Annotated in this window: 18 protein-coding genes; 16 read left to right on the top strand and 2 right to left on the bottom strand. The window is 34.2% G+C overall.

Features of this window, described 5'->3' with window-relative positions; genetic code table 11:
* Positions 1-100: 100 nt before the first annotated feature.
* The 11 genes from CDZ92_RS11885 to CDZ92_RS11835 all read left to right on the top strand — a co-directional run bounded on the left by CDZ92_RS11885 (position 101) and on the right by CDZ92_RS11835 (position 15,694).
* Entirely contained in the window at positions 101-985 is an 885-nt protein-coding gene (locus CDZ92_RS11885) for a DMT family transporter (protein WP_096155444.1), read from the top strand.
* 60 nt (positions 986-1,045) lie between these two features.
* Entirely contained in the window at positions 1,046-1,573 is a 528-nt protein-coding gene (locus tag CDZ92_RS11880) for a hypothetical protein (protein WP_096155443.1), read from the top strand.
* A 1,110-nt stretch (positions 1,574-2,683) separates the two neighbouring features.
* Positions 2,684-3,949 (top strand): hemolysin family protein, encoded by a 1,266-nt coding sequence (locus CDZ92_RS11875; protein ID WP_096155442.1) that lies wholly within the window; start codon positions 2,684-2,686, stop codon positions 3,947-3,949.
* Positions 3,950-4,078: 129 nt separating this feature from the next.
* A complete protein-coding gene (locus CDZ92_RS11870) occupies positions 4,079-5,068 on the top strand; it encodes a sodium:calcium antiporter (RefSeq protein ID WP_096155441.1) in 990 nt (329 codons plus the stop codon).
* A 408-nt stretch (positions 5,069-5,476) separates the two neighbouring features.
* A complete protein-coding gene (locus CDZ92_RS11865) occupies positions 5,477-7,297 on the top strand; it encodes a GAF domain-containing sensor histidine kinase (RefSeq protein ID WP_227521534.1) in 1,821 nt (606 codons plus the stop codon).
* Positions 7,294-7,929, top strand: coding sequence for a response regulator (locus tag CDZ92_RS11860; protein WP_096155440.1), 636 nt, complete (start codon positions 7,294-7,296; stop codon positions 7,927-7,929). Before CDZ92_RS11865 ends, CDZ92_RS11860 begins: the two co-directional genes overlap by 4 nt.
* Before the next feature lie 282 nt (positions 7,930-8,211).
* Complete coding sequence (locus CDZ92_RS11855; RefSeq protein WP_255249810.1) at positions 8,212-9,669, top strand: S8 family serine peptidase; 1,458 nt, start codon at positions 8,212-8,214, stop codon at positions 9,667-9,669.
* Between the two features lie 37 nt (positions 9,670-9,706).
* A complete protein-coding gene (locus tag CDZ92_RS11850) occupies positions 9,707-12,169 on the top strand; it encodes a S8 family serine peptidase (protein WP_096156991.1) in 2,463 nt (820 codons plus the stop codon).
* Positions 12,170-12,422: 253 nt separating this feature from the next.
* Positions 12,423-13,562, top strand: a complete 1,140-nt coding sequence (locus CDZ92_RS11845; protein ID WP_096155439.1) for a S8 family peptidase — start codon at positions 12,423-12,425, stop codon at positions 13,560-13,562.
* A gap of 140 nt (positions 13,563-13,702) precedes the next feature.
* Positions 13,703-14,509, top strand: a complete 807-nt coding sequence (gene proC, locus CDZ92_RS11840) for a pyrroline-5-carboxylate reductase (RefSeq protein WP_096155438.1) — start codon at positions 13,703-13,705, stop codon at positions 14,507-14,509.
* Between the two features lie 114 nt (positions 14,510-14,623).
* Positions 14,624-15,694 (top strand): SDR family oxidoreductase, encoded by a 1,071-nt coding sequence (locus CDZ92_RS11835; protein WP_096155437.1) that lies wholly within the window; start codon positions 14,624-14,626, stop codon positions 15,692-15,694.
* 238 nt (positions 15,695-15,932) lie between these two features.
* Here the strand turns inward: CDZ92_RS11835 and CDZ92_RS11830 are convergent, their stop codons facing one another.
* Positions 15,933-17,690 carry an ABC transporter ATP-binding protein gene (locus tag CDZ92_RS11830; protein WP_096155436.1) on the bottom strand — a complete coding sequence of 586 codons (1,758 nt, stop codon included), beginning with the start codon at positions 17,688-17,690 and terminating at the stop codon, positions 15,933-15,935.
* An 83-nt stretch (positions 17,691-17,773) separates the two neighbouring features.
* Here CDZ92_RS11830 and CDZ92_RS11825 point away from each other — a divergent pair, with 83 nt between their 5' ends.
* The 4 genes from CDZ92_RS11825 (at position 17,774) to uppP (ending at position 20,389) form a co-directional block, all read left to right on the top strand.
* Complete coding sequence (locus tag CDZ92_RS11825) at positions 17,774-18,397, top strand: DUF3298 and DUF4163 domain-containing protein (RefSeq protein ID WP_227521532.1); 624 nt, start codon at positions 17,774-17,776, stop codon at positions 18,395-18,397.
* A gap of 305 nt (positions 18,398-18,702) precedes the next feature.
* Positions 18,703-19,113: a fluoride efflux transporter FluC gene (locus CDZ92_RS11820; RefSeq protein WP_096155435.1), complete on the top strand. Its 411-nt coding sequence runs from the start codon at positions 18,703-18,705 to the stop codon at positions 19,111-19,113.
* Positions 19,106-19,492: a fluoride efflux transporter CrcB gene (gene crcB / locus CDZ92_RS11815; RefSeq protein WP_227521531.1), complete on the top strand. Its 387-nt coding sequence runs from the start codon at positions 19,106-19,108 to the stop codon at positions 19,490-19,492. Before CDZ92_RS11820 ends, crcB begins: the two co-directional genes overlap by 8 nt.
* Positions 19,493-19,558: 66 nt before the next feature.
* Complete coding sequence (gene uppP, locus CDZ92_RS11810; RefSeq protein WP_096155434.1) at positions 19,559-20,389, top strand: undecaprenyl-diphosphatase UppP; 831 nt, start codon at positions 19,559-19,561, stop codon at positions 20,387-20,389.
* 24 nt (positions 20,390-20,413) lie between these two features.
* On the opposite strand, the gene CDZ92_RS11805 is transcribed toward uppP, so the two are convergent.
* Entirely contained in the window at positions 20,414-21,700 is a 1,287-nt protein-coding gene (locus tag CDZ92_RS11805) for an ATP-binding protein (protein ID WP_096155433.1), read from the bottom strand.
* 109 nt (positions 21,701-21,809) lie between these two features.
* Between CDZ92_RS11805 and CDZ92_RS11800 the strand changes: the two genes are divergently transcribed.
* Complete coding sequence (locus tag CDZ92_RS11800) at positions 21,810-22,082, top strand: hypothetical protein (RefSeq protein ID WP_096155432.1); 273 nt, start codon at positions 21,810-21,812, stop codon at positions 22,080-22,082.
* Positions 22,083-22,121 lie beyond the last annotated feature (39 nt).

The raw sequence follows: 22,121 nt of genomic DNA, 5'->3' as shown, positions 1-22,121 counted from the left end.
TGATGGAAGGGACGATATTATAATTGCTAAGGACTATAAATAAAAGCATATACTAAAAAATAGTAAAAACTTACTAGTATAATAGAAAGAGGGGAGTTAATTGGGGAGATTGGGTGCTGTATTGTTAGTGTTGATTGCTGCAGTTTTATGGGGTACCACTGGTACGGCTCAAACGTTTGCTCCTTCAACTGCAAATCCGATTGCGATAGGTGCAGTTAGACTTGCAATAGGTGGGGGATTGCTTTTACTTATTGTAATCGTTCAAAAAAAATGGAATGTTGATGGCATTTCAAAACGGTTAGTTTTATTAAGTGCGATTAGTATGGCAGCTTTTCAACCGTTCTTTTTTTCATCTGTTAAATTAACGGGAATCGCGGTAGGGACAGTTTTAGCTATTGGAAGTGCACCTGTTTTTGCAGGATGCATTGAGTGGCTAATAAAGAAAAAAGCACCTTCGTTCAATTGGTGGCTTGCAACAATAATTGCTATATCCGGATGTATCTTGTTGTTTTCTAGTAGAGAGGCGTTACATACTGATTCACTTGGGATGATTCTTGCAATCTCCGCTGGTTTTGCGTTTGCATTATATACTTTTAGTAGCAAACAACTTTTACATTCGAACAATCCAGAAACAGTTGTAGCGATTGTTTTTACTACGAGTGCTGTTCTATTATCGCCAGCAGTGTTTTTCTTTGATATGAGATGGTTCACAGAAGTAAGTGGTATGACAACAGTTATATATTTAGGTGTTTTTACAACCGCTATTGCCTATCTTTGCTTCTCAAAGGGATTAGAAAAAGTGCCAGCATCAACAGCAGTAACCTTAACTCTTGCGGAGCCATTAACAGCAGCATTGTTAGGGACATTTATTGTTAGAGAAGCATTATCACCATTATCATGGCTTGGTGTGTTATTAATCTTTCTTGCCATTATTGTACTCTCATCACCAACTAGAAAACGTCACCGAGAAGTAAAAGCTTTTTAACATGAAACCACCTGTTAAGCTAAAACGTCAAATAGATTAAAGGGCTTTATAGGAGGAATTATGAAAAATATCATTTTGTTATTGTTGTTATTATTGGGTCTATCTTCTTGCTCTACTTCTACAACTACGCAAGAGTATGAAAAATTTAATGTCAAAACTGCAGAGCTCATTATCACATCAAATTCAGGAGATTCTATCTCTCCATTTTATAGTTCAAGTACATATATTTATGATGAAGACTTTCCAATCCCTGAACACCATAAAGCTGACATGGAAAAAGATTTTGACGTTCGTCATGGTACAGGCGCAAGTTTAGACATGGTTACGGAAGAATTGAAAATGTTAGTTTTAAAGAAGGATGTAAAAATACTAAATCCTTTCCATGGCTTAGAAGTAGTTGATTTTACCGCAGTCATATTTACAGAGACTTTAGATCCAGTAAAATTATTAATAAAAGGTGAGAAGGCAAAACAGCCTTTTACTAACGAAGAAATACCAGAAGAATATTTAGCGATGATTGATGAATTAGAGGATGAGGAATATCTTTATGTATACCGAATGAAAAAGGGAAGTACTACTATGAAGTAAATATATTTTGGTACCAAAATAATCAGAGTGTTTATTTTGCAATAGAAAGAAAGTAAAGTGGTTTTTTACTAAGTAGTTCAGTTTTGAAGTAGAAAAAGTAAAATAGAAACAAAAATCACAAGGTAATTTACATTAGAATAAGCATATAAAAACGCAAGGTAATTAACCTTGCGTTTTTTACTATTTTAATTTACTCTTGAATAAATAAGAAAAATAAGAGCGCCTATCATAAAAGCAAAGAACAACGAAAGGGCTACAATTTTTGTTTTGTCCCACCCATCTTTTTCATCGTAAAAGTAATGTTTAATATTTTTAAACAAGTCTATAAGCACTGTTAAAATATCCAAATAATCACCTCTCAATAATCTTAATTATCAGATTATAGCCTCCTATATTATACCATGATTCAGAAAAATCAAAATATATTTATCTTAAATAAATAATATCATTCAAATTAAAGGCTTTATCTGTGATACTAAGTCTTTGAGCAGAAGTTAGTTGCTTTCCGTCAGCAGACTTGTAGGATAAACAGAAGTTATAATAAGTTCTTAAAATAGTTAAAGCGTATTGAACATATTTCGGATTGAAATTAGCATATGTTTTATCAACGTGACAATAACTATTGTCACTCTTCTAATTACTATGTTATTTTCAATGCTGATTTGCTTACTAAATCGCTATAAACATTGATATATAAAGAAAAATTTAAAGTCCAATTCATATGCGAATTGGACTTTAAATTATGGTGTTATCTTAATTTTTCTACCTCAAAACTGAACTACTTAGTTTTTTACGGCACTTTCTTTTTTTATTATTAAAATAGATATGTTATATGTTAAAGCTTAGTGCTGATATTAAATTACTAGTTAGCTGTGATTTCCGTGCAATGCGGAGACTCCTGTGGGAGAAGCGGGAACCGGGAGACACCCCGCAGGCGCGATAGCGCTGAGGAGGTTCCCTAGCCGCCAGTGGAAAGCGGAGACTTGCACGAATATCAACAGCGGTCTTAAACACAGCAAATAAAATAGTAAAAAATTATACAATTAAATTGCTAAAATCGTAATTTCAGAATATATTTATAGTAATGATATTTAGGAGAGTGATGAGATTTTGGACAGTATACCCTATGACTCGATTATTTTGTTAGGGGCATTATTAATTCTTTCAGGTTATTTTTCTGCTTCGGAAACAGCTATTACGAGCGCTAATAAAGTTAGATTGCGCAATCAAGCAGAGCACAATAAAAAAGCGAAAAGATCTTTAGATATAGCAGAGAACTTTGATCATAGCTTATCAACTATCTTAATCGGTAATAACATTGTGAACATTGCGATGGCGACAATCGCTACAAAGATTGCTACAGATATGTGGGGTAGCAACAACTCTACTTTATTAGTGACAACATTGCTCATTACGTTACTCGTATTAGTTTTTGGAGAAATTTTGCCAAAATCGTTTGCGAAACAATTTGCAGAAAAGTACTTGTTATTTATTTCTACGTCCTTAACAGGAATAATGAAAGTGTTCTTCCCAGTTACATGGCTGTTCGTCCAATTAAAACTTGGTGTCAATAAGTTAATTGGTACACGTGCTTCTGAGCCTACTGTAACAGATGAAGATGTTAAAGCGCTTGTTGAGATTGGGGAAGAAGAAGGAACATTTCTCTCACAAGAAAAAGAACTTTTGCACAATGCCATTGAATTCGATGATATTGTTGTAAATGATATCATTACACCTAGACCTGATGTTGTTGCAGTGTCAATGGATATGCATATTGACGAAATAAAAGAAATCTTTATTAAGGAACAATATTCTCGTTTACCAGTATTCGAAGATACAATTGATAATATAATTGGTATCATTTCACATAGAGACTTTTTTGCTCAATATGTACAAAATCCTAATTTTTCAATAAAATCTATTCTTAGAAAACCATACGTAGTAATCGGCTATATGAAGATTTCGAACTTATTAAAAGAGCTTCAAAAAACAAAAAATCATATAGCGATTGTTATTGATGAATATGGTGGTACTGCAGGTATCATTTCTATGGAAGATATTATTGAAGAAATTGTAGGTGAAATATGGGATGAACATGATGATAACGAAACATTCATTGAAATCATCAAAGACGGAAAAGTTAGAATGGACGGAAGAGTTCCTGTAGAAGAATTTTCTACATTTGTCCCAATCGATGTAAATGAAACAACATCCATCACATTAAGTGGTTGGATTTCCGAAACATTAGGTTACCTACCTAAAAAAGGGGAAGTTATGGATTTTGACAATGTATTGATTTTTATTGAAGAAGTAAGAAAGAATAGGATTCAAAAAGTTGTTGTAGAAACTAAATTACAATCCATTCATACTGCATAACCTCCTTTAAGATAAGGAGGTTTTTTATATCAATACAATGGGAATACATAATTTACCTATAGCGTTTTGAAAAGAAATACAAATACTAATTCGTATCAAACAATTTGATACAGAAAGAGGTATGCTAAGTTGGTATACGTTTATTTTATTATGTCCGTCCTTGCAACAATTATCATAGCAACAAAGCTTTCTAAATATGCTGATGCCATCAGTAAAAAAACAACCTATGGAGGAGCATTCCTCGGAGCAATTTTACTTGGAGGAGCAACCTCCCTTCCAGAAATTACTACAAGTTATACAGCAGCGATAATCCATAACCCTGATTTAATACTAGGTAACATTTTAGGAAGCAACCTGTTTAACCTTTTGACATTAGCCTTTTTAAATATTTATTTTATAAAGAAAAGGATTTTTCAATATAAAACGAAGGAGCATTTATACGCTGCGTTATTAGGATTATTTTTAACCGTGTATTTATTATTCGGTCTTTACATAAAGTCCGATATACAAATTTGGGGTGTTGGTTTAGACTCCATCTTGTTACTAGTAGGATATGGTTTTGGTCTTTGGTTATTATCTAAAATTCCAAATGAGCAAACAGGAGAAGAAAAGAAACCAGAACCTAACAGCGAAGTTTTACAGTCAGGTTCTCTAAGAAGTACTACTGTTAAATTTGTCATTAGTTGTTTGTTAATTATGTTTTTTGGGACAATCTTAACGGTGACTGGTGACGAAATAGCTGTAATAACAGGACTTGGATCTAGTTTTGTTGGAATGTTTTTAATCGCTGTAACAACTTCTTTACCAGAAGTAGTAAGTTGTATTGTTGCAGTACGATTAGGAAATCCAAGCCTTGCTATAGGTAGTGTATTAGGAAGTAACCTCTTTAACCTTTTCGTACTAGGAAGTTCAGACTTTTTTTATCGATCCGGTTTATTGTTAGCTTCAGTAGATATCTTTCATTATTTATCTACCATCACTTTGATTATTATGAATATAATCATCGTCTTTGTTCTAGCTAGAAAAACGCAAAGAACTCCTAAGTATGTTTATGTGTCCGTGATAGTTATTGCTCTCTATGTGTTAAACAGTTTGTATTTGTTCATAAAACCGTTTTAAATAGTAAATACGTCTAAAGTAGTAAATGTATACGTCTATTAGAGAATAGCTAATGTTAATTATGTTTTGTAATATAAATGATGTATCCCCACCAATGGATACAAACTAATTTAGCCATAGTTGGTCAGTGTACTTCATTCGACCAGCTATGTTTTTTTTTATACAATTGAGTGAGTTTCAATAATGTACAATTACTAAACGAAAAACGAATATTAAACCTATTCTTTATTGTAATTTACATTTTATATCGAACGTTTTTGAATTATAATAAACGGAACATTCGTTTTTCACTAAACGAACAGTAATTATGAAATTGATTCAATTAAAAGAGATATTTTATACTATAGACTTCATAGATTACATATAGCAAAATGTAATTATCACAATATTCAGATTGGTTGGGGTATAATGTTTTGTTTTAAGGGAGAGCAAACTATTGCTCAATTATATATGATGTTTATTTCAAGTATAGGATGGCTGCTGACTATTTTTTTATTTTTTCAAATGGACACAATCTCTTCTCCTGTAGAATTCATATTTCTATTCGTTTTTTTAGCTATATGTGAGCTATATCCAATGCCTGTACCTAAAGGGTTCTCTACTTTAACATTTCCAGTGCTTTATATGATTTATGTAGTGTATGGTGTAGAGATTACGGTCGTTTCCTATTTTATCGTGGTATTAGGTGTGAATTTATTACATAGGCGTCCTATTCGAATTATTTTTTTTAATCCTGCTCAATTAGCCGTGAGTTTATACTTAGCCCATTTAGCTCTACAGTTTATAAAACCTGTTTTCCTAACTGAAAATTTTATTGTGGAAGGAATTGTTGGTTTTTTTCTATTAATTACGTGCTTCTATTTATTAAATAATATTATTGTGGATATTGTATTAATTTTAAGGCCAGAAAGGTACACCTTCAAATTATGGAAACAAAAAGGAAAAGGAGAATTAATAAGTTTTACTGTTTCTTTTATTTATGGAGTTTTGATGCATATACTTGGTAGTCAAAACAGAGGAGAAATTGATATTATCTCTTACTTTTTCTTTTTTTCACCCTTAGTTGCGTTATCACTGTTGAGTTCCATTATTGTTAGACTTAGAAACGAAAAAAATAGACTAAAAAGCCTATTTGATTTTTCTTCAGAGTTAAATAAAGCAATTCCTAATAAAGATGGAGATAACATTACGCGTCTTTTAAAAGATTACATTATGGGGGACGATTGTATTCTGCTTCTTAAACATGATGAGGAAAAATGGGCAATTAATTCAATAAGAGGAAGTCTAAAGGAAGAAAATCTAAATATAAAGAAAATGGAATCAGTACGAGAACTGTTGGTTTTCGATAGTAGTTATCATAGTAAAGGGCCGTTACATGAATTTTTCTCTCCAACAGTTAAGGCAGAAGTATATGCTCCTTTATTAATTGATGAAGAGTTAGTAGGTTGTTTAATTGTTACAAAAACTAGAACAAAAAGTTTTACGGTAGAAGAGATAAGAACCATAGCCACGATAGCAAACCAATTAGCAATATTCTTTAAAACAAGGTTTTTATTTTTAGAAAAGGAACAAAGGGTTTTGTTAGAAGAAAGAAATAGAATAGCTCATGATATTCATGATGGAATTGCACAAAATCTTGCAGGTGCGGTGATGAAATTGGATACGTCATTAAAAAAAATCCATACAAACACACCCGAAGCCATACAATTAATAGAAGATAGTAGTACTAACCTACGAAAAAGCTTAAGAGATGTTAGAGATTCTATATACGCTTTAAAGCCTTATCCAACAGAGCAGTTAGGATTTTTACAAGCAGTTGAGAAAAAAGTGTCAGAACTAAATAGAGATTCAAGCTTCAATATGAGAATTGACTTCAACATAAGAGGAGAAAAGGTATCTCTTAGTTCTATGACAGAAAAGATTATGTTTAAAGTGTTTCAAGAAAGTTTGCAAAATTGTATTAAGCATGCTTTAGCTACAAAAGTTAATATTCTCTTGAGCTATCAAGCGGATCATGTAGTCTTGAAGATTAGTGATAATGGAATAGGATTTTCTTTATATGGAGCAATGATAAAAGCGATGGAAGAACCTCATTACGGTATACTTCAAATGAATGAAGCAGCGGAGAAAATCGGGGCTGCACTCCAGATAGAGAGTAAGGAAAAGGAAGGAACAAACATTATCTTGAAAGTCCCTAAGATGGGACTAGAAGGAGTTGAAAAATATTGATAAAAGTAATACTAGTAGATGATCATGCTGTTTTACGAGATGGTCTAAAAACAATCATTTCTAATGAAGAGGATATTCAAGTTATTGATGAAGCGACCAATGGTAAAGAACTACTCTATATAGTAGAAAAAGAAATTCCAGACGTTATTGTGATGGACATTAATATGCCTGATCAAAATGGAATAGAATTAACGAGTATTATTAAAATGAAATACCCTACAATTAAGGTATTAATGTTGACTATGTATAAGCATGATGAATATTTTATGATGGCAATCAAAGAGGGAGCAGACGGATATTTATTAAAAGATTCCCCTTCTGACGAGGTGATAAGTGCGATTCGCACGGTTTTTAAAGGAGAGTCCGTTATTCATACTTCCTTGACAAAAAAACTTTTCACTCTACATCAAGTAGATAAAAAACAAGATGACAAAACACTTACCGATAGAGAAAAAGAAGTGCTACTTTGTTTAGTGGAAGGCTTAACAAACAAAGAGATTGCTAGCAAGCTATTTATAAGTGACAAAACGGTAAAAATACATGTAAGTAACATTTTTAGAAAATTAGAAGTGAAAAGTAGATCACAAGCCATAATCTATGCGGTACAAAATAAATTAGTACCTATGTTGTAAGAAAACCATAAACGTGAATTTATGGTTTTTTTATTTTTTAAAAATTTAAATTTTTTAAAAAATAAGGATTTTCTACTATATAAAAGGGGTATTAGAACTTTGTCACTATGAATGGAGTACATGTAAAGATAACGAAATGGAAGGAAATTATTAGTACCTTAGTAGTAAAAGAATAGTACTCAATTTCATTTCAAATATAACTGATGCATAATAGTACTCTATCTATTCATTGTGTCAAAATAAAGTAAAGTTAAAATATTCAAAAAAATTGGAGGGAATAGTTTGAAAAAATTTGCAATGATTTTTACTATTACATTTTTAGCGGTAGGTTTGTTGTTTAGTTCAATATCACCAACTAAGCATGCAAATGCACTTTTACTAAAGTCTACAGTCGGTTTACTGGATTCTACTCTAGATTCATTATTTAAAAATACAAATGGTCCAGTACAAGTAATAGTTACCTTTAACAGTGAAAACGGAGTACAAGAACATCAATTAGAACTATTAAGAAAAGCGGGAATTACTACAGGATTAACATTCGAAGCCTTACCATTTGCTGGAGTGTTAGCAACAAAGTCACAAGTAGAAGCATTATTAAAAAATGAAGAAGTGCTTTCCGTTTATTATAACGCTCCGATAAAGTATGAAAATGAAGCTGCAACCGATATAACTGGAGTTAATAAAGTTAGAACAGATGATACATTCCGTAAGTTAAATGGTGGGTTACCTGTCAGCGGTAAAGGAATTGGAGTTGTCATAAATGATAGTGGAGTTGACGGTACTCATAAAGACATCGAGTTTGGGCGGAACTTAGTTCAAAATGTTTTCGGTAGTGCAAACTTAAACGCTATTTCAGGTCTCTTACCTATTACCTATATTGAAAATGTACCAAATACAGACTCTGATTCAGGTCATGGCACTCATGTAGCGGGAACTGTTGGGGGTACTGGTGCCATGTCTGGAGGTAAGTATGAAGGAGTTGCTCCAGGTGCAAAACTAATTGGATATGGTTCAGGAGCAGTTGTAGCGATGTTAGATACGCTCGGTGGATTTGAATATGCTTTAACCCATCAACAAGAATATAACATTCGTATCATTACGAATTCTTGGGGAGCTACAAGTGATGCAGGAACAGCATTTGATCCAAAACATCCGATTAATATTGCTACGAAAAGATTGTATGACAGAGGTATTATCACCGTGTTTTCTGCTGGGAATTCAGGACCTAATGAATCTACTATTTCAGGAAACTATAAAAAAGCTCCATGGGTAGTTACTGTTGCAGCAGGAGATAAACAAGGAAATTTAGCAAACTTTTCTTCTAGAGGCTTAAAAGGTTATGGTGGGACAATTGAAATTGACGGAGTTTCATATAATTGGGCAGATAAACCAACTATAACTGCTCCTGGGGTAGACATTATTTCAACTAGGGTCCTATCTCCTCTTTCTGCTTTAAGTGCAACAAAAGATGTGGAGTATATTTCACCTGAACATTTGCCGTATTACACAACATTTAGTGGTACTTCGATGGCAGCACCCCATGTAGCTGGAGTGATCGCATTACTTTTAGAAGTAAATCCTAACCTGAATTCTTTTGAAGTAAAAGACATATTAGAAAGAACTGCAACGAAAATGGATGGATATGAGAGCTGGGAAGTAGGAGCAGGTTATGTTAATGCCTATAAAGCTGTTGAACTAGCTTTCTCTTATCATGATAAGAAAAAAAACAATAGAAGATAATGCTACAAAAAAACTAATAGAAGAAAAGAGGATGAAAATGAGAAAAAGGTTGGCTGTTTTATGTGTGCTCGTTCTTATACTTCCGATGTTTGGGATTGGAAATGTGTCGGCAACTACTCAAAATAAGGTAACGGAAACAGTATTAGATGAGAAGTTACTAGATTTTTTATCTGGAACAGTAGATTTGGCTCAAGTAATTATTACATTTCATGGCGAGGATAAACCAACTGATTCGCAATTATCAATATTAGATAGTGTTGGAGTTACATCCGGTTTATCAATGAACTCTTTACCTATGGTGGCGGCACTAATAAATAAAGAACAGATGGAACAACTTGCAACACATGATGAGATTCGATCTATTTTCTTAAATGAAAAGCTTAATTATTATAATGCAGATTCCACAGCTTTAACTGGTGTAGATAAAGTTCGTACCGATTCAGAGTTTAGAAAACAAAACGGTGGATTACCAGTGTCAGGAAAAGGTGTAGGAGTTGTTGTGAATGATAGTGGTGTAGATGGAACTCATAAAGATCATGAGTTAGGGAGAAATTTAGTGCAAAATGTATTAGGAACTACAAATCTCCAAGGTATTACGGGAATTGTACCTCTTACTTATCAAGAAAACATAATTAACACAGATACAAATTCAGGGCATGGAACACATGTTGCAGGAACGGTTGGTGGAACTGGTGCCATGTCAGGTGGTTTACATGAAGGAGCTGCACCTGGAGCTAACTTAATTGGATACGGTTCAGGAGGTGCTTTATTTATATTAGACGGAATCGGTGGTTTTGATTATGCTATAACACACCAATTTGAATACGACATTCGTGTAATTACGAATTCATGGGGTTCTTCAGGCGATTTTAACCCTGATCATCCCATTAATATTGCTAGTAAGAAAGCATATGATAGAGGCATAGTTGTTTTATTCGCTGCAGGTAACGAAGGACCTGGAGAAAATACACACAACCCTTACGCAAAAGCTCCTTGGGTAATTTCAGTAGGAGCAGGAGAAAAGGATGGATCTTTAGCAAACTTCTCTTCAAGAGGTACAAAAGGAAAAGGTGGAACATTCGAAATGGACGGAAAGTCTTGGACCTGGAAGGACGAACCAGCAGTTGTAGCACCAGGAGTTAACATCATTTCAACACGAGTGCTTGCACCATTATCCGCTCTATCTTTAACAGATGACATTGAATTTATTGAAACAGCCCATTTACCTTACTACACTACAATGAGTGGTACATCCATGGCCACACCTCATGTAGCTGGAATAGTAGCATTATTATTAGAAGCAGATTCTCAATTATCGCCTGATGAAGTGAAAAATGTTTTACAAGTAACGGCTACGAATATGCCTGGATATGAATCTTGGGAAGTAGGAGCGGGTTATGTAAACGCTTATGCGGCAGTTGATATGGTGATGAACAGTAAAGATTACGGAACAACATTAAATAGTGATAAAGAGTTCAACTCTTATGTGGAAACAACTCAAACTTATGAAGATTTCTCAATAAACTATACGACTTTAACTTCAGAAAAGTATACTTTTACTGTGGAAGAAGGATTAACTAGTGTATTTGCAAAAGTGGATGGTAAAGGTTTATTAGGAGAAACAGGAAATCCTATTAACCTTGTTTTAACATCACCTGATGGAACCGAGTATAGTTCTGGAGTTAGTCTATTATTTGCATTATATACAGACAGAGTAGTCTTAGTATCGAATCCCATTCCTGGTCAATGGACGGCAGAAATAAGAGGACTAAGAGGAAATGAATTAAATCCAATCGGTATTGCTTTACCTGAAAAAGTAGAAGGTACATTATCTTTTATAAAAATTAATGGCTATTCGGGGTTAAACGATATTGATGGCCATGAAGCACAAGCTGCGATTCAAATGGGAGTAAAAGAAAGACTGTTCGATGGTTATAATGACGGAAGCTTTAGACCAGATGATAAATTAACAAGGTTTGAACTAGCAAGATATTTAGTAATGGGAGCAGGAATTAGACAAAATTTACCTTCCAATTCCACTTTTCAGGATGTAAATAAATCTGAAGCTCCATACGTAGAAGCAGTTGTAGCGACTGGTGCTGCACTACGCGACAAGCAACAAAAATCAAAAGGTGTTGTACTCTCAAAAGAAAATGGAAAGTTTGCTGGAAAAGGAAATGTTACGAAAGCAGAGTTAGCGTATTCTCTAGTACAAAGTTTAGGTCTTGAAGACAAGGCGAAGTCTCATACAGGAGATGTAACAGTTCAATATAACAACGAAAGAGTAGTACTTAAGGATCAAGCTGATATTCCTGCAGAATTAAAAGGATATGTTCAAGTGGCTTTAGATTTAAACATATTAAATGCTAATTTTTCCGTTACACAAGGAAGATTTGACTTAAAACCAAAGATTGAAGCAAGTTTTGCACCGAACGAAACAATAACTCGAGGTGGATTTGCAGTAGCCTTTACAAGATATTATCATGCATTTTTTCAATAAAGAGTAGAAAAGAGGAGGGGGATCCCTTCTCTTTTTCCTTACCATAAAGTTTCCTTTCTAATAGTATGAGTGAATAGTAATAGGTTATTTTGTTCATGAATTTTCCATGTTAAACCATTGGTCAAGTGATTAAAAAAAAGCCGTTTATTAACCATTTAATAGGTGGCACTTTCCCAATAACATTAATGAGAATCATATGCTACGATGAATATGTGTTACAAAACACAGACTATTCAAAAAATGGAGGTAGTGTATGAGAAAATCAAGTTTACGTAGTGGAGTTTCAGTTTTAGTTGCTTTTGTTTTGGTACTATCATTTGTATTTTTACCAGGAGATGCTCAGGCTAACGGAAAACCAGAAATGAAGGAATACTTAATTGGCTTTAAAGGAGCAGTTTCTGCTAACCATAAAAATGAGGTAGCAAAACTGGGAGGTAAAGTGGAACACCAATATAAATACATGAATGTAGTGCATGTAACACTTCCTCCTCAAGCTGTAAAAGCATTAGAGAATAATCCTAATGTGGCTTATGTTGAAGAAAATGTTAAATACGAAGCAGTAAGTCAAACAGTTCCTTATGGAGTTACACATATTAAAGCGGATGTAGCGCACTCCCAAGGGATAACTGGAAATGGCGTAAAAGTAGCTATCTTAGATACTGGTATTGATGCAAGTCACCCAGATCTAAATGTTGCTGGTGGTGCTAGCTTTGTATCAGGTGAACCGAATGCATTAACAGATGGTAACGGACACGGTACACATGTTGCCGGAACAGTTGCAGCATTAAACAATAATGTAGGTGTTTTAGGTATAGCGTATGATGTAGACCTATATGCGGTAAAAGTATTAGGTAGTGATGGAAGCGGTACGTTAGCTGGTATTGCTCAAGGTATTGAATGGTCAATTGCTAACGGTATGGATGTTATTAACATGAGCCTTGGTGGAAGTACAGGATCCTCCACTTTAAAACAAGCTAGTGACAATGCATATAATAGCGGAATTGTTGTAGTAGCTGCAGCTGGAAATAGTGGTAACTTTTTTGGGTTAATAAACACGATTGGCTATCCTGCTAGATACGACTCAGTTATTGCTGTAGGGGCAGTCGATGCGAATAACAACCGTGCTTCTTTCTCTAGCGTAGGAAACGAACTAGAGGTTATGGCCCCAGGTGTAAATATTTTAAGTACATTACCGGGGAATAGTTATGGTTCCTTAAATGGTACATCAATGGCATCTCCACATGTTGCAGGGGCAGCTGCATTAATGCTAGCTAAGAACCCGAACTTAACAAATGTTCAAGTCCGTCAAAAATTGAGTCAAACAGCAACAAATCTCGGAAGTAAATTTTATTTTGGAAATGGTGTAATTAATGTGGAGAAAGCTCTACAATAAATAAAGAACTATTAGAAACTGGACCTGCCTACATCATTTGTTAGGCGGGTTTTATTTTGTTATTTGCCACTAACATTTGTGCAACCTTATTCCCTCTTGTATAATCAAAAAGGATATTTACCGAAAGGAAGTGCACACTGATGAATCAATCAATTGGTTTTATTGGTTGTGGAAAAATGGCCCAAGCCATCATACAAGGACTGTTAAGCTCAAAAGTAGTTCAACCAAGCCAAATCATAGCAAGTGCTAAAACTATTGCCACAAGAACTCATGTACAAAAGGCTTTCAACATACAAATAACAGAAAATAATAGAGAAGTAGCCGAGGTTGCTGATACAATTATTCTTGCGGTAAAGCCTGACTTACATAAAGAAGTAATTGAACAAATTAAAAACTACATTCAACCAAACACAATTATCGTTACGATTGCTGCAGGCATTACACTAAACTTTTTGGAAACGCAATTCCAAAAACAAGTGAAAGCTATTCGTGTTATGCCTAATACCCCTTCTTTAGTTGGTGAAGGGATGAGTGCAATATGCGTAAACGAACAAGTTAGTGAAAACGAACTCACACTAGTGACTCAAATCTTTGAGAGCTTTGGTAAAGCGGAATTAATTGAGGAAAAGCTAATGGATGCCATTCCAGCAGTTAGTGCTTCTTCACCAGCGTACGTGTATATGTTTATTGAAGCTTTAGCAGATGGAGCGGTAAAGCAAGGGATACCACGAAAGCAAGCGTATAAATTAGCGGCACAGGCAGTGTTAGGTGCTGCTAAAATGGTATTAGAGACAAATCAGCATCCAGGTGAGCTAAAAGATAACGTGTGTACACCTGGTGGAGCAACGATTGAAGCAGTAGAAGCTCTAGAGAGAACTGGTTTTAGAGCTAGTGTTTTATCCGCGATGGAAGCATGTACGAAAAAATCAAAAGGGTTAAGTGATTGAGTATATTTTTTTATTACTAAATTTAACTAACACTTCCAATAACTAGTTTTGTATGAGTGAAAAAAGTGTATTAAGATAATGAGAGAAGTCTTTTACCTTGGAGGTAATGCATAAATGAATATATTCTTAACAGGTGCAACAGGTTTTCTTGGTGGAAAACTTATTCGCCAATTATTAGATAAAGGTCATTCGCTACACATTTTAGCTAGAAATATAGATAAAGCGGAAAGATTAATAGAATCTGTCTCCAGCAAAGAACAGCATAATATTACGATTTATAAAGGAGACATCACGGGAAAGAATCTCGGATTAACGAATGAAGCAATTCTTAACTTAACAAACAATGTAGATGTTTTCTATCATCTGGCAGCATTAGTTAAGTTTGATGAAGAACTACGTGACACTTTAATGAACATTAACTTACAAGGTACGAAAGAGGCTTTAGCAGTAGCAAAAAAGCTTGGGGTTAAAAAGTTTTTTCATGTAAGTACTGCCTATACAGTTGGTACAGACAACGTAGGATACGAGTCACTTTCACAACCAGGACGTGAATTTTTTAATCCGTACGAAGAAAGTAAAGCTTTAGCAGAACATGAAGTTTTCGATATGCAAGAGGAAATGGAAGTATCTATTTTTCGCCCATCAATTATCGTCGGGGACTCGAAGACAGGTGAAGCTGATTCGGAATTTACTCTGTACGGCTTCATGCGAGGGCTTGAAGTATTTAAGAAACGGCTGAAACGTAAAAATCTTCTAGAAGGAAGAAACATACACTTAATAGGAACAAAAGATGGCACGTCTAACTTAGTTCCAGTTGATTATGTGGCTGATATTTTAGCACTAGCTATTGAAAAAGCAGAAAAAAATAAGATCTATCATATTACAAATCCTGTACCTAAAACCAATCAACAAATTTTAGAAACAATAAAACAACATCTAGAATTTGGTGGTTTACAAGTGTTAGAAGTAGAAAAAGCATCTATCTTAACGAAAGAAGAAATTCAACTAAATGGCATGATAAAAGTATTCCAACCGTATTTAGATCGCCATATAAAATTTCACGATGAAAATACGCAGCAATTCATTAATGGAACAAACATCTCCCACCTTAACATGACAGATGAAATGTTAAACATCATCATTAGTGCGTATTTCCAGCTAAATAAAGAAAAAGTTACTGTTTAATGAAAAAGTGACGGTGACAAAAACCGTGAATTAAAAGAAAGAGGCCCCCGAGAATTATTGGTTCTGGGAGCCTTTCCTTATTGATAGAACAAAGGTAGAAGCCTATCTGATAGAAAGTCCGGAAGCACACTCTACAAAAGAATGATGAACTTCATAGGCCTTATGAAGTTCAACTAAGATAAAATATGGAGGCAAGATGAACTTCATTACCTTTTTTGTCCCATCCTCTTTCTTATTCTTAGTCCTCTAACCTTAACTGTGCTGTCGCTAGTTTTTGATAAAGTTCATGGTGTGCTAGCAACTCATCGTGTGTTCCACTACCTGATACTCTTCCATTTTCTAAGACAATTATTTGATCAGCATCAATGACCGTTGATAATCGATGAGCTATTACGAGTGTCGTTCTTCCAGTCATTAGTTTTTGTAATGCTTGCTGCACGAGTACTTCAGATTGCGAGTCTAGGTTTGATGTGGCTTCATCCAACAATAATATTCTCGGATTGCGGATAAATGCTCTCGCAATGGCAAGTCGCTGGCGCTGACCACCAGAGAGTTTAATTCCCCGTTCTCCAACTTCAGTCTCATACCCATCTTCTAAATCTTCGATAAACTCACTAGCATTTGCTAACGTTGCGGCGTGTTTTATTTCTTCCAACGTAACATCTCGTTGCAAGCCGTAACAAATGTTCTCTCTAATTGTCCCTGACATTATGGGACTTTCTTGAGATACATATCCAATTACCGTTCGCCATTCTCCTAAAGAAATGTCATTCACATTTTGGTATCCGATCTTCACATTACCGCTAGTTGGATCATAGAACCTTTCAATTAAAGAGAATATCGTTGTCTTCCCAGCACCACTAGGCCCAACAAATGCTGTTGTTTTACCACTAGGCACTGAAAACGAAACATCGTGGAGGATTGTCTTCCCATTACTATAGGAAAAAGTCACTCTTTCAAATGTCAAATCAGCTTTGGGGTCTAATGTAAAAGGCTCTTTAGATAATTCTCTTTTTTCTGTATCCATAGAAAGAATCGTTTGTATCCTTTCTGTAGCACCCATCGCTTTTTGAAAAACAGTGAAAAAACGAGCCATTTGACTAAATGGAATGACAATTTGAAACATGTAAATGATGATTGCCACAAGTGCACCTGGTGTTAAGTCGTTGGAAGCTACTCTTACGCCACCATATCCAATTAATATGACTAACACGAGCATCATAATAAACGTCATAAAAGGAGAGATAATAGCTTGTATTTTGGCTTCTTTTAAACCGAACTGAAACAAGTGGTTAATTCTTTCTTCACCTATTTTTTCTTCTCTTTCTTCCGCTCGATAAGCTTTCACAAGTCTAATCTCCGACAGAACTCTTCCTAAGTTAGCGGTAAAGCCTGCCATTTCATCTTGCATCCCTTTTGATACTTTGTACATTTTCCTACCTAGCGGAATAATAATAGCAAGCGACAGAGGGACAGCCAATAATAAAATAACAGTCATTCTCCAGTCGATATAAAGAAGTATTAGAACCGAACCAATAATCGAAATGATTCCAGTAATAAAGCTAACAAGTTGTGAAGTAATAAGTTGCTTTACTGTATTCGTGTCTTGAGTAAGTCTACTCATCGTTTCTCCGGATTCATTTTGGTCAAAAAATGGTATAGGGAGAGCTAGTACGTGTTTCCACAAGTTGTTACGAATACTCGCTACAATTTTTTCTCCTATGTAACTTAATAAGTAAAAGGAGAAACCTGCAGAAATGGTTTGCACAACAAAAGCCGCTGCTAAAAATAAAATAGTAGAGACTTGAAAGGATGTTGTAGAAAGTTCATCGACTAAAAACATAGTAAATACTGGAACAACTAATCCTGCAATAGTCTCTATGACACTAATAGTAAGAGCAATTGCTAGCAATCCTTTTGGCACATTAGAACCTTTAATAAATTGCAAAAATGATTGCCAGTTTACTTGCTGTTTCACTTCGTTATCTTTTTTCAAAATAATCTTTTCTCCTTACATACTGTTTTGATACAAGCCACGTGTGAATATAGTATAGAAGACACAAATAGGGTGGTGATGGCTTGTTCACTTTTATTCCGCCAGCAATCGTGAAAACAGGAAAACAGCAACTTTCTCCAAATTGGATTGTTTATTTTCCGGTTATAAGTGGCATACAAAATCGTACATTTGCGTTAACGATTAACAGAGAAGTTGCACAATTAATTCATAATCAAATAAAACAACAAACAGGTGAACAATATGCGAATGTTCATGAGCTATATAGCTGGTTCGGCTTAAAAACGAACGAACTTGGTGTGTTAAGTTTGACTATTAACAATTATACCTACTTTCGTCAAGCCGCACACGGTTTAACTGTAGTAAAATCATTAACTTTTGATACAGAACGTGGTAAAAAATACACGTTAGCTGAATTATTTAAGCCTGGGAGTAACTATGTAGGTAGAATTTCAAAAATCATTAAGGGACAGATTGAAGCAAGAGAGATCCCTACGCTAGAACCATTTACAAAAATAAAGCCAGATCAAGATTTTTATATTGCCGATAAATTGTTAGTAGTGTATTTCCAAGCATATGAAATTTCACCATATGTCGTTGGTTTACCTATGTTTCCGATTAATGTGTTCGATTTACAAGATATATTAAATGAAGAAGGGCCATTAGCTAAAATGGCAACAAACAGTTAAACAGAAGTAACGACAAAGACACTTGTGGACTTCCACAAGTGTTTTGTTCATTTATTACAGTCTATAAGTCTAGTGAGTTTCATAATGTACAATTACTAAACGAAAAACGAATATTAAACCTATTCTTTCATATAATTAACGTTTTATATCGAACGTTATTTAATTATATTAAACTTTACATTCGTTTTTCACTAAACGAACAGTATTATGAAATTGATTCATTCAAAGTGGGAGAAAATAGTTAAACATCTACAAATTTTCATTTAAACTATAGATAAGTATCTTTTGGAGGGTTAGGTGTTTTAATGACAAAAAACTTAATTGCGATTTTTTTGGGAGGGGCAATAGGAGCGTTGCTTCGTTATTACATAAATTTAGGAACAATTACGATGACTTTTCCCATAGGTACTGTCTTAGAAAATTTAATTGGGAGTCTTCTGTTAGGTTTACTCACGGGTTTCCTAATCAAAACAACGATCAGTGAATGGTTAAAAGTCGGTCTTGGAGTAGGTGTTTGTGGAGGCTTTACAACGATGTCCACATTAGCAGGAGATGCAAATATTTTACTTATGAATGGCTCTTTAGATTATGTCATCTTGTACATATTAACTTCTGTATTGGGAGGAATATTGCTAGCAGCAATTGGAGTTTATTTTGGATTAAGAATTGGTATTAAAGCTTTAGAGAAGAAAAAGAAGGTGTACGGGCATGGATAATATATTTCCTGTTTTAATCATGATTAGTGGAGGGCTAGGAGCAGTGGCAAGATATATAGCGGGCGTTTGGATAATGAAAAGGTATCCGACTCCGATTATTCCTATTGGCATGCTAGCTGTCAACGTTATTGGATCATTTTTTCTAGGAGTCTTGTATGGGATGATTTATGAAGAACCTAATGTGTTATATCAAAATCCATATTTTGTAACAATAGGTATAGGCTTTCTTGGTGCTTTCACCACGTTTTCTACTTTTAGTGTAGAGGTAGTTCAGTTAATAAAAGAAAAATTGTATAAAAAAGCTGGTCTATATGTTGCAGTAAGTGTTATTGGCTCTATACTAAGCTTTGCATTAGCATTTATTTTAATGAAAATTTAATACAAAAGTAGAATGCTTTTTATGATACAATAGGAGAGGATTTTCTAGAGAGGGAGATATTTTTATATGTCAATTTTAGAAGCAATTATTTTTGGAATAGTACAAGGTATTACTGAGTTTTTACCCATTTCAAGTACAGCTCATATTGTCATTACACAGCTTTTACTAGGATACAATTTCCCGGGTTTTGCGTTTGAAATTTTTCTACACTTAGCATCCATAGTAGCTGTAGTAATTTATTTTAGAAAAGATTTATGGAAAGTAATTACCGGATTCTTTCGTTATTTTAAGCAAAAAACTCCTGAAAACAAAGCGCAATTTTGGTTTGCCATATATATAGTTGTAGCAACTATTATTACTGGTGGGTTAGGCGTAGTATTAAAAGATATCTTTGACGAGTCAATGAAAAGACCATTAACAATCTCTATTACTTTAGCTATTACTGGTGTAGCTTTAATTTACATTGAGCGTTTCCACCGTTATGGTACTCGCGAAGAGAAAGATATGACTTTAAAAGATTCATTTATTGTTGGTTTAGGACAAACAATTGCGGTGTTTCCGGGAATTTCACGTTCCGGTGCAACGTTAGTTACAGCACTACTTGCTGGATTAAGTCGTGAAACAGCAGTACGTTATTCATTCTTGTTATCCATTCCAGTTATTTTAGGATCTACTGTATTAGCTTTCGGAGACGTTACGACTGACATGTTATCAGCTATTGGAACTCCAGCATTAATCGTTTCCTTTATTGTTACATTCATTTTTTCTTGGTTAGGAATCGTCTGGCTCATTGATTTCTTAAAGCGTAGTAAATTAATTTATTTTGCCATTTATTGTTTTGTAGTTGCAATTTTAGTTTACGTATTTATCCCTGCAGACACTGTTATGAATCTATAAAAAGAAAGGAGCCTGACTTAGTAGTCAAGCTCCTTCTTTTTTGTAACCTGGCAAGGATACGATGAATGTTGTTCCTTTTTTAGGTTTACTAGAAATAAAGATATCTCCACCGTGTGCATAAATGATGGAAAAAGCAGTCATTAGGCCTAAACCGGTTCCTTTTTCATGAAGCTGATATCTAGGTTCACCAAGAATGTTTATTTCTTCAAGTGTCATGCCTTTACCATTATCACGAATTTCAAAGTTTACTTCGTTTCCTTTTAAATAACTTTTCACTTGAATGTTGCCATTTTCGTGTTCAATTGCATCTATACAATTTTTTAATATATTTATTATAGCTAAAGATAATTGTTCTTTATCCCCTCGTATTCGGTAATTCTTTTTCTCAGATCTAACTAATTGTACATTGCTGTTTTGAGAGTACGTATTAATGGAATCGAAAACTGTGTTAATTAAATCTTTCGTGCCTAAAGGTTTAGCGGATGAGAGGTCATTAGAGGCTAATTCTAAGTAGTTTGTTATTACTTTTTCTGTTGTTTGAAGTTCTTTTAAGATAATGGGTACGTATTCTTGATTTGCTTTATTACGTTCTGTTCCAAGTAATTGGATAAATCCATTTACAACTGTTAATGGATTACGTATTTCATGCGCTACGCTTGCAGCTAATTCTGATACAAGTTGCAATTTTTTAGCACGGTTGTATTGCTTTTGTAGTTGATGAACGTCGTAAAAATATTCAATTGTTAAGAAACAGAGATAAAGAGTAATTAAGAAAATTGCCCCACCAACAGCAGCGTGTAAAATGGTATGGTCATAGTGTGCCATTCCGAGCCCGTAATAATAAGAACTTAAGGAGAGTGCTATGGCAGAGGATATCATTTTTATTAAGGCCATAGGTAGTAACAATACCAGCTTTTTCTTTTTAGTGAATTTACGCCAATAAGGGTGTAAGAGCGTTGGCAATATAACGAAAAACGGAATAGCTATTAGGGTGGCAAGCATTCCTTCATCTCCGCCTAAAAAAGCCCGATAGATTAATATGGATAGTACGGTTAAAAAACCTGAAATGTAGCCACCGTATATGATGGATACAAAAATAGGAATGGAACGTAAGTCATACTGTAATTCATTTCCAATTGGTATGGGAAATGTCATACAGAGAATTGCAGCAAAAGCACAGTGAAGAAAAATAATTAATTCCCTTTTCATTTGTGAATATTTTTCTCGATTGTAAAAGGAAATGCTATGATATAAAAGGATAGGAAAGAGAATAAAAAATAAATTCAAGATTATATCTTTTACGTAGTCCATAGTCGGCCCCTATAATATACATTTTTCATAAAAGTACCACAAAAAATAGGAAAATTCTACATTTTTTGAAAAATCTTATTTGAATTTATTTAGAAAGGAGAATATTATTATGAATACTGGAGAATTGTTAATCATTTACAAAAACTTATGGAATAGTAGGAACCTAGAAAATGTTAAAGATATAGATATAGAAGTTGTTTTGAAAGAGTTAATGAAAAGAGAATTGAAGGATGAGCTTACTCATCCTCGAGTGCGAAAAAATCCTTACGAAAAGTTTTATTTTGCAGTAACGAGAATTACAAATGCAGAGATCACAGATGAAGAGAAAGTAGCATTAATTAGTAGGTTTAAAGGAGTAATGGAAGGTATTTTGGAAGAGTGAACTTGAAAAGGTTTATGAAGTTCATTTTAGGTAATAAAA

Origin of the sequence: Bacillus sp. FJAT-45066, from assembly GCF_002335755.1 — a bacterium.
GTDB lineage: Bacteria > Bacillota > Bacilli > Bacillales > Bacillaceae_I > Bacillus_CD > Bacillus_CD alkalisoli.
Note: the sequence above shows the minus strand (reverse complement) of the source record. Positions and strands in the feature narration are given on the sequence as shown.